The organism is Bacillus sp. FSL H8-0534, from assembly GCF_038005885.1.
Classification (GTDB): Bacteria; Bacillota; Bacilli; order Bacillales; family Bacillaceae_G; genus Bacillus_A; species Bacillus_A pseudomycoides.
The window spans coordinates 3322139-3335407 of sequence record NZ_JBBOUC010000001.1; the positions used below are offsets into that span (position 1 = coordinate 3322139).

The window sequence follows — 13269 nt, forward strand, 5'->3', positions numbered from 1 at the left end:
CCTCATATCTCCGTTAACAATGGGGATAGGAGGGGATGAAACTTGAAAAGCTTAAAAACAATTCTTATTGTTGTCGTAAGTATTGTCGTATTCTTGGTCGGGTATAAAGAGATAAAGCCCGTAAGTGACGAAGGGAAAATGGAGAGTATGATCGCAGCTCTTGAAAAAAATGGAGCAGAGGTAGAGCAGTGGTCATGGTTAGCACGAGAAACCAGAACCATTTCTAATATACATACGTTTCAAAAATTGTTAAATGAAGTGAAAGAAAAAGCGGATATTCAAAAATGGGAATTGGAAACATCTCATGATGGATATAAAGCAACAGCATACAAAAAATTTTCTTCTTATGAAGAACGAATAGTAGTAACTTGGAGTAAGGAAAATAGTAAAGAAAACACTTTCATTATCTTTGAAGTAAGCGGGTCAAAATGGGACCCTAAAAGCATTCGGGAAATGGATAAAATTTTTAGTACAAAACCTACAATTTACACTTGTGTTCAAGGTGTACTGAGTGATAAGATTGAAGGTGTTTTGCAAAATAAAACCAATCAGGTTTTGAAAGATCTTTCAGCAAGAGCGATCGAGAAGATAGAAGAAAGAGCATTTGTGTCAGTCTCCGCATATAATAAAAAGTGGAATGACGCTCTTTCAACAAATAGAGAGAAAATCAATGTGCAAATAGCAATACGCTCTACAGACAGTAAAGATACAATTGTGGTTGGCACACCGATCATAACTTCTGAGTATTGAATAGATATTGAAAAAAGGACACGGAGGGGAATAAATTGGAAAAAATCATCGTCCGTGGCGGAAAGCGGTTGAATGGCACAGTGCGTGTTGAGGGCGCAAAAAATGCTGTATTACCTATAATCGCTGCAGCCCTATTAGCGAGTGACGGAAAGAATGTACTATCTGAAGTACCAGTTTTGTCTGATGTATACACAATTAATGAGGTATTACGTCATTTAAATGCTGAAGTCGTATTTGAAAATAACCAAGTAACAATTGATGCTTCAAAGGAGTTAAATATTGAAGCACCATTTGAATATGTACGTAAAATGCGTGCGTCCGTTCAAGTAATGGGACCACTATTAGCACGTAATGGTCGTGCTCGTATTGCACTTCCTGGTGGATGTGCAATTGGTTCACGTCCAATTGACCAACATTTAAAAGGCTTCGAAGCAATGGGAGCGAAAGTAAAAGTTGGTAATGGCTTTGTTGAAGCTTATGTAGATGGACAATTACAAGGCGCGAAAATTTACTTAGACTTCCCAAGCGTAGGTGCAACAGAAAACATTATGTCTGCTGCTACATTAGCAAAAGGGACAACAGTACTTGAAAACGCAGCAAAAGAACCAGAAATCGTTGACTTAGCTAACTTCTTAAATGCAATGGGAGCAAAAGTACGCGGAGCTGGAACTGGAACGATTCGTATCGAAGGCGTTGATAAATTATATGGTGCACACCATTCTATTATTCCTGACCGTATTGAAGCAGGAACGTTTATGGTTGCAGCAGCAATTACTGGTGGAGACATCTTAATTGAAAATGCTGTACCAGAACATTTACGTTCTATCACAGCGAAAATGGAAGAAATGGGTGTTAAGGTTATTGAGGAAAACGAAGGCGTACGTGTTATCGGCCCAAGTAAATTAAAAGCCGTTGATATTAAAACAATGCCTCATCCAGGTTTCCCAACAGACATGCAATCACAAATGATGGCATTGTTATTACATGCGGATGGAACAAGCATGATTACAGAAACGGTATTTGAAAACCGCTTCATGCATGTGGAAGAATTCCGTCGTATGAATGCAGACATCAAAATTGAAGGCCGTTCTGTTATTATGAATGGACCTAACAACTTACAAGGTGCAGAAGTAGCAGCAACTGACTTACGTGCTGCAGCGGCATTAATTCTAGCTGGTTTAGTATCAGATGGTTACACACGTGTAACAGAATTAAAACACCTTGATCGTGGATATGTAAACTTCCATGAGAAACTAGCTGCATTAGGTGCAACAATTGAACGTGTAAATGAAAAAGTAGAAGAAGTGACGAAGCAACAAGTTTCTGACCTTCACGCTTAAGTTTGAGTAGTCTCTATGTCTTTTTGACATAGAGGCTATTTTTATTGGGCTATTATTGTTATAGTCAACAAATTCCTTTTTTATGCCTGTCCACCTGAAAAATTTAGAAAATTCTTTCCTTTGAGATTGCATCCTGTCATATCAGTACTTTATATTTTCCCTTTGCAGAAGTTCCTCCCGATATGTTCTAAAAGCTTGTCACGTTCCATAAGAATGAAATGAGTCTAATTTCATAGTGGGGGAAAAAGATGAAAATTTCAAAGCCACTTTTCATTACAATGGCGCTCTTAGTGGCGCTCGTCATTATTGTACCGACCGTACTTGTTATTCCGTTTACGAAAGCGAAAGTAAGTCAGCCGCCCGAACATCCTCCAGCCATGCAAAGTGTGCCAGCTCCTAAAAAGGTAAATACTGCTGTCCAAGTTACTGTGTATCGTAATGCACAAAAGAAGGTAGAAACGATGCCGATGGAAGAGTATGTTACAGGTGTAGTAGCTTCTGAGATGAATGCTAGCTTTGAAATGGAGGCATTAAAAGCACAGGCATTGGCAGCGAGAACATTTATTGTACAGCGTATGCTAGGCGGAAGTAAGAAAAACAATGCGGATGTGACAGATACGGTTAATGATCAAGTGTACAACAGTAAAGAAGAGCTAAAGAAGACATGGGGCAAAGATTATGAGAAAAATTTGAAGAAGATTGAAGAAGCTGTGTCTAAAACAGCCGGACAAGTTTTAACCTATGATGGTAGTCCCATTACGGCGTCCTTCTTCTCAACAAGTAACGGTTATACAGAAAATGCTGCAGACTACTGGGGGAGCGACTTACCATATTTAAAAAGCGTAGACAGTCCATGGGATCAAGCTTCTCCAAAATTTGCGAGTGAGCAAACTTTTACTGTAGATGATTTTCAAAAGCGTCTTGGCGTAAAGGTGCTTGCAAATGGAAAAGTCGGTAATATTAAAGACCGTACAGAAGGAAAACGGGTGAAGGATGTAGAGTTTCAAGGAAAGGTATTAACAGGGAAAGAAGTAAGAACAAAACTGGGATTACGCTCCTCTGACTTTACATGGAAACAACAAGGAAAGAGCATTGTCGTCACAACGAAAGGTTTCGGCCATGGCGTTGGCATGAGCCAGTATGGTGCCAATGGAATGGCGAAAGAAGGAAAAGGATATACGGATATTGTTGCTCATTACTATAAAGGTATCGAAATTAAAACGCTAAACGAGTATGAAGGAAAGTTAATGGCGAAGAACTGATGCTTAAGGGTTACTGACAGTTGGGCGCTGCTCGTTTGAAAATATATCGGCGCTTTTTGGAATATATCAACCGTTCGACAAAACTTAGTGATTATTTGACAACAAAGGAGCTCATCCCAATGAGCTCCTTTTGTCATTATTTGTAGAAAACGAAAGAAATGTTAACGGCTTTTGTCTCGTTTTGTTGTGTTATAATACAGTTGTATGTGTATATATAAAATAATAACAGGGGGCATGAAATATGATGATGGATGTACCACTTCTCATTCCAGCAATGATGGAACGAGCGGAGAAATATTTTTCAAAAAAGGAAGTTGTTTCGCGCACTGCATCGCGTATTCAAATATTAACATACGGAGAGATTGCGAAGCGGACAAGACGGCTTGCTAGAGTACTAAATAAAATGGGGATTGATAGAGGGGACAAAGTTGGAACAATCGCTTGGAATCATCACCGCCATTTGGAAGCATATTTTGCAATTCCAGGAATTGGGGCGGTGTTACATACGATTAACTTACGGCTCTCCGCAGAGCATATTTCTTATATCATTAACCATGCTGAAGATAAAATCATTCTCGTTGATGAAGATATGGTTCCTGTATTAGAAAGTATTCAACACGAAATTCCTCATGTGAAAGCATTTATTATTATGACAGATGATCACGAACTACCTCACACAACACTATCACCAGTATATCATTACGACAAACTACTCGAAGAAGGCGACGAAACATTCCCATTCATAACAGACTTAGATGAAAAAGAACCTGCGGGTATGTGCTATACTTCCGCAACGACCGGAAAACCGAAAGGCGTTGTGTATACACACCGTAGTATTGCACTCCATAGTTATACGCTCGGCCTTGTGGACGGCGGGAATCTATCAGAAGTAGACACTTGTATGCCTGTCGTTCCGATGTTCCATGTAAACGCATGGGGGCTTCCGTTTGCAGGTACATGGTTCGGCACAAAGCTCGTCTTACCAGGACCACACTTTACACCGGAAATATTAGCTCAGCTTATTGAGCGTGAGAAAGTGACAATTACTGCTGGTGTACCAACAATTTGGATTGGGTTACTGCAAGAGCTTGAAAAATATCCGTATGATATTAGTAGTATTCGTACGATATGGTCAGGTGGATCAGCAGCACCAGGAAGCATGATTCGCACATATGAGGAGAAATATGGAATTGCTTTTAGGCAAATATATGGAATGACAGAAACAAGCCCAGCTGTTGTAATTAACTGTCCAAAGTCATATCAGCGCGATTTACCGAAAGAAGAATATTATGAACTACGCTCCCGCCAAGGATACTTATTCCCAGGCCTTGAAATGAAGGTAATTGGTCAAGAAGGGGAGATCAAATGGGATGGTGAAGAAATGGGAGAGCTTTGCCTGCGCGGACCGTGGATTGCGGGTAGTTATTATAACGATGAACGTACAGCAGATTCCATGCAGGATGGCTGGTTACATACAGGAGATATTGTAACTGTTGATCCAGAAGGGTTTATTAAAATTGCTGACCGTACGAAAGATTTAATTAAAAGCGGCGGTGAATGGATTTCCTCCGTTGATTTAGAGAACGCTTTAATGGCACATGACAAAGTACTAGAGGCATCTGTCGTTGCCGTGCCACATGAAAAATGGCAAGAACGCCCTGTTGCCTGCGTTGTCTTAAAAGAAGGACAAACAGTAGAACAAGAGGAGCTCTATGCATTATTAGAAGACCAGTTCCCGAAATGGTGGATGCCGGATGACATTTTATTCGTGGAAGAGATTCCAAAAACATCTGTCGGGAAATTCCTGAAAAGGGCACTTCGTGATCAGCTGAAAAGTTATATGGTGAAGCAGCAGTAATAGTTGTATGTTAAAATCAATCAAAAAGGAGCTAATTTAGCTCCTTTTTATTTTTGAGATAAATATCATAATCTTCCATTAACTGTTTGGTATAATGAGATAAAAACTCATCTGGAGGAGAAAACATGGCGTTATTGGAGTTAAAACAATTGGGTAAGACGAACCAGTTGCAGGCGATTCAGCTTGAAATTGAAAAAGGGCAATGTGTTGTGCTGCAATGTAACAATCATACGGCGAAGATTTTACACCGCATTATAATCGGTGAAGAAGAGGCATCGGCTGGAAGTGTTTTATTTGACGGGGAACCGATTCAAAAGCAAGTCTACTCGCGCATTGGTTTTTGTTTTTTAAAAGATGAGGCATATAACCGCTTAAAAGTAAAAGAATACTTCGCCTTTTTATCCGGATTGTATGACTCGAATATTAGCATAGAAGAAGTTGTCCAGTATGTTGGTTTACTAGATAAAATGAACGTCAAAATTGAAAAGCTATCATTTTCTGAAAAACGCCGTCTTCACATTGGGCGGGTCATGATTCATAATCCGGATTTAATTATTTTTGAAGAGCCAGAGCAAAATGTAGATATAGAGAGCACAATTATCATTCGAAAAGCAATTATGAAGATGAAAGAACAAGGGAAGGCCATCTTTATTACATCATCCTTTTTATCAGATGCACTTTCTTTAACAGAAGATGTGTATGTATTAAATCCAGATGGCGTTAAAAAAGTAGAAATCGAACAAGAAGAAGGGGAAGAGATAGATCAAGAAAATATCGTTCAAATGATTCCGCAAATGAAGCTCGAAAGAATCCCAGCAAAAGTGAACGATAAAATCATTTTGCTTGATCCGATGGAAATTCATTTTATTGAAACGCAAAATGGAACAACGCATATTCATGTTCGCGAAGGGGACTTTGTATGTGCGTTAACATTAAGTGAGTTAGAAGAAAGATTAAAAGGTTTTGGATTCTTTCGATGTCACCGCTCTTATCTTGTTAACTTACAGCGCGTACGAGAAGTGATTACTTGGACTCGTAATAGCTTTAGCTTAATCTTGGATGATGAACGAAAAAGCTCTATTCCACTTTCTAAAGGTCGAATGGATGAATTAAAAGGTGTCATTGGACTATAATGATGCTCCAGTAAGCGGAAAATAGGATTCATTCACCGGTAAAAAGACTCCTTTTACCGGTATTTTACTGCGTAACCCCTTTGTTTTTCATATGATTGAGCCAAGAACAGCGAACACAACAAGCCGAGGCGGCAAACGAGTCGCTGAAGCGAAATTATCTATAGAAGAAAAACAAAGGGGATGACAAAATGACATTGGCAATTGAAATGAAGGATGTAATGAAAACCTTTAATGAAAAAACAGCACTTCGAAATGTAAGTATTGAAGTAAAGCAAGGAGAAATCTTCGGGTTTCTAGGACCAAGTGGATCAGGGAAAACAACAACAGTGAAAATTTTAACTTCCCAATTGCTTCACAGTGTTGGAAAAGTGAAAGTACTAGGAAAAGATATTACAGGTCCAAACAGCATCGATTACAAACGAATTGGTATTTTAACAGATAACAGTGGTCTATATGAAAGACTTAGCATTTATGATAACTTACTATTATTTTGCGACTTATACGATTGTCCTAAAGAAAGAATTGATGAAGTACTATCCCAAGTGAACTTATTAGAAGATAAAAAAACACCAGTCAAAAAATTATCAAAAGGGATGAAGCAGCGCGTTACGCTAGCACGAGCAATTCTGCATAAACCGGATATTCTCTTCTTAGATGAACCAACATCAGCACTTGATCCAGTCAACGTCCAAAACATTCATAACATCTTAAAGGACCTAAATAGAGAAGGAACAACGATTTTCTTAACGACGCACAATATGGATGAAGCAGAAACGCTTTGTGACCGCATTGCTTTCTTATGTGGAGGGGAAATTGTAGCACTTGATACACCAGAAAATTTAAGACTTCAATACGCGAAAGACAAGATCGAAGTCGTGCTAAAGGATAAGAAAAAAGAAACAGTGAAAAAAGACGAATTAGGCGCAAAATGTATTTCTGAGTGGATGAAAAATGGTGAATTATTATCGATTCATTCTTATGAGCCAACACTAGGAGATATCTTTATTGAAGTAACTGGGAGGGGATTATAATGACATTTTCAATGAGACGTGTATCGGCGATTTTACGGAAAGAGATGCAGGATTTGAAGAATAACGCACAAATATTATTAATGGCGATTTTACCACTTGGATTGGCATTGTTTTATAAGCAAATGGGACAAGGGAAGGAGTTTATGGGAGGCTTTGTAATCGTCATGATATTATGTATGGTTACAACAATCTCACAGGCAACTCTTATTGCGGAAGAGAAGGAGAAACATACGTTACGAGTGCTTATGCTATCTCCTGCTTCTCCATTTGAAATCATTATTGGAAAAGCACTACCAATCATTGTTTTAACGTTTGTTATAAGTTTTCTTAATTTATTTATACTAGATGTTTTACAAGGGAATATGTTGTTCATGTTTCTGTTAATGTTATTAGGAACATTAGTGTTCATCATATGTGGGACAATTATCGCTCTTTTAGCTAAAAATTTAGTGCAAGTTTCTGTTATTGCATCACCGGTTGCAATGGTCTTACTCATGACTCCAATTTTAAGTAATGTTATAAAAAATGACATTTTGAAAAACATACTATCGTATTTACCGACTAATCATATTTTTGAAGCGTTCGTAAGTGTTGTGGAGGGGAAAGGCTTCTCTGCAATTGCTGCAGATCTAATCAATGTCTCTATTTGGTTAGTCATTTCAATTATTGTTTGCCTCTTCGTTTACAAAAAGAAACAACTAGACTAAAAAACTGAGCCAATCCGCTCAGTTTTTTCTTTTTTCTATCATTTCCTCGGAAATTTCGCAATTCCTATACATATTTTTACAGATTTTGTCGAAAAGTAATTAGTTATAGGTTGTATAGGATGAATGAATATTGTTCAAAATGATTGCTGAGGTGATGATAGAATGCGAGGAAGGAATAATAAAAAGTCGCAAAAGGTAGTTCATTTATTTCAAAAACGGTGGGTATTTCCGGCAATCTATATTGCATGTGCAGCGGTAATCTTGACGGTTGCTCTATGGTTCCAGGCAGCTAATCCAAAGAAAGCGCCTAATAAAGAGCAAAGTGCGCCGTATGGTCAAACGGAAAATCCAGTAGTACCAGTAACAAAGTCTTCAGAAGTTGTGAAAATGCCAGCTGCAAAGAATGTAGATGTTGTTGTGAAGAAGAAGTTTTATGAAGATGGAGCAGCAGAAGAGGAGCAAGAACAAGCACTTGTCTTTTATAACAACACATATTCTCCTAATAAAGGAATCGATGTTGCTGCGAAAAATGGAAAAGAATTCGATGTTACAGCTGCTTTAAGTGGTACAGTAACAAAAGCTGAAAAAGATTCGCTTCTCGGTTATGTCGTAACAGTGGATAACGGAAATGGTCTTGCAACATCTTATCAAAGCTTGGGCAGTGTAAAAGTAGAAAAAGGTGCAAAAGTTGCACAAGGTGAAGTATTAGGAAAATCCGGTCTAAGTGCAATGAATAAGGAAGCAGGTTCTCATGTACACTTTGAAGTTCGTAAAGATAATGTAGCTGTCAATCCAGAGCGTTACCTTAACAAACTTGCGACAGACGTAAAAGCAGAAGCAGGAGCAGCAAAAGAAACAAATGGTTCTGCTGATGAAAAAGGTAAAAAAGAAGAGAAATCAACAAGCGGTTCAGCTGATGAAAAAGGTAAAAAAGAAGAGAAATCAACAAGCGGTTCTGCTGATGAAAAAGGTAAAAAAGAAGAGAAATCAACAAGCGGTTCAGCTGACGAAAAAGGTAAAAAAGAAGAGAAATCAACAAGCGGTTCAGCTGACGAAAAAGGTAAAAAAGAAGAGAAATCAACAAATGGCGCAGCTGATGAAAAAGGTAAAAAAGAAGAAAAATCAACAAATGGTTCTACGGAATCATCTAGCGATTCTTCTTCTACACAAGAATAATAAAACGAAAAAATCAGCTCTCACTAGGGAGTTGATTTTTTTATTTTTATATAAAAATGATTCATTTCGAGAGGGAAATAGCAATAACAAGGAAATTTGACGGAATTCTCGAATATATATTAAGAAAAGGAGGGGATTACTCTGTCATTTGTATTTGTTCTGTCGATTGCCCTTATTTTGTTGTTTATTTTATTTACTTTATATTATTACATTGCCAGTAAGAAAGAAGTTCCCCACCATCAATTATTAGAAGAAGAATGTGATCATGAAGAATGACGCCTTTGACAAGAGGCGTCATTCTTTGGTTTTTGTAGGGCAATCCATCAAGTGAAAATTGTCATTGTTAACGTATTTCTCACACGAATTTGTAATTTTTCTTAACTTAGTCCGTAAAAATACCGAACTTGTAGCATATATCAGTAGTGCGGGCAATACAATGATATAAACCAATGCAAAGAGAGTGTTTGAGGTGAGAAATCGTGGGTCATTTCATTATAAATTCCAGAATGTTTAAAGTTTACAAACAGCACTCAAATTTACTTCTTAGTCATATGCAGCGAGTCTCATTTCACACTTCTCACATCCAATTTAGGGAGGCGAGTGGTGTGCACGATTACATCAAAGAGAGAACTATCAAGATTGGCAAGTATATCGTGGAGACAAGAAAAACAGTTCGTGTGATTGCAAAAGAATTTGGGGTATCAAAGAGTACAGTCCATAAAGATTTAACAGAACGTTTACCAGAGATTAATCCAGAGCTCGCAAATGAAGTGAAAGAAATTCTTGATTATCATAAGTCGATTCGCCACCTAAGAGGCGGGGAAGCGACGAAGCAGAAGTACCGAAAAGAAGATACAGAAAGAATCGTGCAGCAATAATTCATTATACGGCAAACATTCCTTGGTCATGACGGAACATTTTTCAGAAGAATTATCTTTTCAAATATTACGTTTTCGTTAAATTTATGATAAAATCAGAAATTAGGTGTAAAAGAATTCGGGTACAACCTGATTTTGAATATCAAGGAGGAAAACACAGGAATGTTTGCGAGAGATATCGGAATTGACCTAGGCACAGCTAACGTATTAATTCATGTAAAGGGTAAAGGGATCGTTTTAAACGAACCGTCTGTTGTAGCAATTGATCGCAATACTGGAAGAGTATTAGCGGTAGGTGAAGAAGCAAGAAGTATGGTAGGACGTACACCTGGTAATATTGTAGCGATTCGTCCGCTTAAAGATGGTGTAATTGCAGATTTCGAAATTACAGAAGCAATGTTAAAGCATTTTATTAACAAGCTGGACGTGAAGAGCTTCTTTTCAAAACCTCGCATTTTAATTTGTTGTCCAACAAACATTACATCTGTAGAACAAAAAGCAATTCGTGAAGCTGCTGAACGCTCAGGTGGTAAAACAGTATTCTTAGAAGAAGAACCAAAAGTAGCTGCTGTTGGTGCCGGTATGGAAATCTTCCAACCGAGCGGAAATATGGTTGTTGATATCGGTGGAGGTACAACAGATATTGCCGTGCTTTCAATGGGTGATATTGTTACCTCCTCCTCTATCAAAATGGCTGGCGACAAGTTTGATATGGAGATCTTAAACTATATTAAACGTAAGTATAAGCTATTAATCGGAGAACGCACATCAGAAGATATTAAAATTAAAGTCGGTACAGTATTCCCAGGTGCACGTAGTGAAGAACTTGAAATTCGCGGACGTGACATGGTAACGGGCTTACCACGTACAATCACAGTATGTTCAGAAGAGGTTACAGAAGCATTAAAAGAAAATGCGGCTGTCATTGTACAAGCTGCAAAAGGTGTATTAGAGCGTACACCACCAGAACTATCTGCAGACATCATTGACCGCGGTGTGATCTTAACGGGCGGAGGCGCATTATTACATGGTATCGACATGCTTCTAGCAGAAGAATTAAAAGTACCAGTACTAATCGCTGAAAACCCAATGCACTGTGTTGCTGTTGGTACAGGCATTATGTTAGAGAATATTGATAAATTGCCACGTCGTATGTTGAAATAGTCATATAAAGGGTAGTAAAAAGTGCGAAGGAACTAGTTCCTTCGCACTTTTTTTGTAAATAAAAGAAAGTAAGAGGAGGTTTGTAACACCAATTAAGAAAGCGTTTTCTTGTGCCGGATGTGACAATAGTTGTTAGGTTATTGTCATAGTTTGTAAATAAAAATTATGTTATAATCATCTTTGTGAATTTCGTGTGAACTCAATGTAAAATCTATGTAAATTTGTTTTGGATTTACATTGGTGAATTTGAGTCGTTCTTACCATTCATAGGCGTAGGAGAAGCTCTAATTTAAATATACTTCTAAACTAAATAATTATAAAATAATAACATTTCACAGGGGGCACGATCATGAAAAAGGTTATTACATATGGAACTTTCGATTTATTGCACTGGGGACATATTAACTTATTGAAGAGAGCGAAAGATTTAGGAGATTATTTAATTGTCGCCGTTTCTTCAGATGAATTTAACAAATTAAAAAATAAAAAATCTTATCATAGCTATGAGAATCGTAAAATGATTCTAGAAGCGGTTCGGTATGTGGATGAAGTAATTCCTGAACATAATTGGGAGCAGAAAGCAAAAGATGTTGTTAATCATGATGTAGATATTTTTGTTATGGGTGATGATTGGGAAGGGGAATTTGATGAATTAGATGAATACTGTGAAGTTGTATATTTACCACGTACAGCTGGAATTTCTACTACAAAAATAAAAAAGGAACTAGTGCAAGTTGCTAGATAAACTTAGATGATTAGAGAAATTAGCGTAGAAATATATCTTATTTTATTTAAAATTTTACATAGCATCATGAAAATTTTCCCAGTAAAAAGAAAAGTAACTTTCATTATGTCTTATGGAGAAAATCTCATTTTTATTTATGATGAAATGAAACGGAAAAAAATTGATTGTGAGGTAATTTTCTTATATAAATCTACATGTAAATATGAAGTGGATAGCTACTCGAATGTGAAGTCTTTTAAATTTGAAACGAAAAATATCCTTCATACAATTAAATCAATCTATCATTTGTCTACTTCCCAATATGTTATTATTGATAATTATTTCGGATCATTAGCGAAAGTTAAATTTAAAAAGGGGGTGCAATGTATTCAAATTTGGCACGCAGCAGGTGCTATAAAAAAATTTGGATTGTTGGCACCTTCTTTTAATAAAAGGAGCCTACGAGCTCAAAAGCGCTTTCTTGATGTTTATAGAAATTTTCATAAGATTGTTGTAGGTTCGGATGCTCTTGCAAGCATTTATAAGGATGCTTTTGGGTTATCGGACGACAGGATATTAAAAACAGGTATTCCGAGAACCGATTTGTTTTTTTATGAACAGCGCAAGAGAGAAATTAAAGACAATATTCTATTAATAAATCCGACTTTAAAAAGTAAGAAGATCATTTTATATGCTCCAACCTTTAGAGATAAAGAGTTATTAGATTTTGATTTGCATTTGGATATGGAAGCTATGTATAAAGCACTAAAAGATGAGTATATCGTTTTAATCAAGCTCCATCCGGCAGTAAGAAATAAGTTGGAGTATAAGGATAAGTATACAGGATTTTTATATGATTATTCGCTGTATCCCAATATAAATGATCTATTTTTAGTAACAGATATTTTGGTAACAGATTATTCATCTGTTCCTTTTGAGTTCTGTCTTTTAAATAAGCCAATGGTCTTTTTCTCATATGATTTGAAGAAGTATACGAAAAAAAGAGGAATTATTGGAGATTACACAACCACTGTTCCAGGATCAATTGTGTACAATACCAGTGAATTAATCCAGGTTATTAAAAGCAATTCGTTTGATATGGAAGTCTTAAAAGGTTTTAAGTTGAAGTGGAATAAATATTCTCAAGGGAATTCAAGTGAAAAATTAGTTAACTATTTATTTAATCGTGAAGTGTAATTGGTAAATATCTATTTAAAAGTTAATGTGCTAGGCTTTTTGATGTCCG

13 protein-coding genes are annotated in these 13269 nt (G+C 37.0%); all 13 read left to right on the top strand.

Features of this window, described 5'->3' with window-relative positions; all coding sequences use genetic code 11:
• The first annotated feature begins 42 nt into the window (after positions 1-42).
• The 13 genes from MHH71_RS17025 (at position 43) to MHH71_RS17085 (ending at position 13220) form a co-directional block, all read left to right on the top strand.
• Positions 43-750 (top strand): YwmB family TATA-box binding protein, encoded by a 708-nt coding sequence (locus MHH71_RS17025; RefSeq protein ID WP_006096643.1) that lies wholly within the window; start codon positions 43-45, stop codon positions 748-750.
• A 35-nt stretch (positions 751-785) separates the two neighbouring features.
• On the top strand, positions 786-2090 hold the full coding sequence (murA, locus tag MHH71_RS17030) for a UDP-N-acetylglucosamine 1-carboxyvinyltransferase (protein WP_003209210.1): 1305 nt from the start codon (positions 786-788) through the stop codon (positions 2088-2090).
• A 248-nt stretch (positions 2091-2338) separates the two neighbouring features.
• Positions 2339-3352, top strand: coding sequence for a stage II sporulation protein D (spoIID, locus tag MHH71_RS17035; RefSeq protein ID WP_006096642.1), 1014 nt, complete (start codon positions 2339-2341; stop codon positions 3350-3352).
• Between the two features lie 241 nt (positions 3353-3593).
• On the top strand, positions 3594-5210 hold the full coding sequence (locus tag MHH71_RS17040) for a long-chain fatty acid--CoA ligase (RefSeq protein ID WP_006096641.1): 1617 nt from the start codon (positions 3594-3596) through the stop codon (positions 5208-5210).
• Positions 5211-5335: 125 nt separating this feature from the next.
• Complete coding sequence (locus MHH71_RS17045) at positions 5336-6343, top strand: LytTR family transcriptional regulator DNA-binding domain-containing protein (protein ID WP_003202086.1); 1008 nt, start codon at positions 5336-5338, stop codon at positions 6341-6343.
• Between the two features lie 188 nt (positions 6344-6531).
• Positions 6532-7374, top strand: coding sequence for an ABC transporter ATP-binding protein (locus tag MHH71_RS17050; RefSeq protein WP_006096640.1), 843 nt, complete (start codon positions 6532-6534; stop codon positions 7372-7374).
• Entirely contained in the window at positions 7374-8081 is a 708-nt protein-coding gene (locus tag MHH71_RS17055) for an ABC transporter permease (protein ID WP_006096639.1), read from the top strand. Before MHH71_RS17050 ends, MHH71_RS17055 begins: the two co-directional genes overlap by 1 nt.
• Positions 8082-8243: 162 nt before the next feature.
• Positions 8244-9257: a M23 family metallopeptidase gene (locus MHH71_RS17060; RefSeq protein WP_006096638.1), complete on the top strand. Its 1014-nt coding sequence runs from the start codon at positions 8244-8246 to the stop codon at positions 9255-9257.
• Between the two features lie 141 nt (positions 9258-9398).
• On the top strand, positions 9399-9533 hold the full coding sequence (locus MHH71_RS17065; RefSeq protein ID WP_042511388.1) for a hypothetical protein: 135 nt from the start codon (positions 9399-9401) through the stop codon (positions 9531-9533).
• Between the two features lie 329 nt (positions 9534-9862).
• Positions 9863-10135: a sporulation transcriptional regulator SpoIIID gene (spoIIID, locus tag MHH71_RS17070; RefSeq protein ID WP_018781193.1), complete on the top strand. Its 273-nt coding sequence runs from the start codon at positions 9863-9865 to the stop codon at positions 10133-10135.
• A gap of 162 nt (positions 10136-10297) precedes the next feature.
• Positions 10298-11299 (top strand): rod shape-determining protein, encoded by a 1002-nt coding sequence (locus MHH71_RS17075; RefSeq protein WP_003202097.1) that lies wholly within the window; start codon positions 10298-10300, stop codon positions 11297-11299.
• 349 nt (positions 11300-11648) lie between these two features.
• Complete coding sequence (tagD, locus tag MHH71_RS17080) at positions 11649-12044, top strand: glycerol-3-phosphate cytidylyltransferase (RefSeq protein WP_006096636.1); 396 nt, start codon at positions 11649-11651, stop codon at positions 12042-12044.
• A 6-nt stretch (positions 12045-12050) separates the two neighbouring features.
• Entirely contained in the window at positions 12051-13220 is a 1170-nt protein-coding gene (locus MHH71_RS17085; RefSeq protein WP_006096635.1) for a CDP-glycerol glycerophosphotransferase family protein, read from the top strand.
• Positions 13221-13269 lie beyond the last annotated feature (49 nt).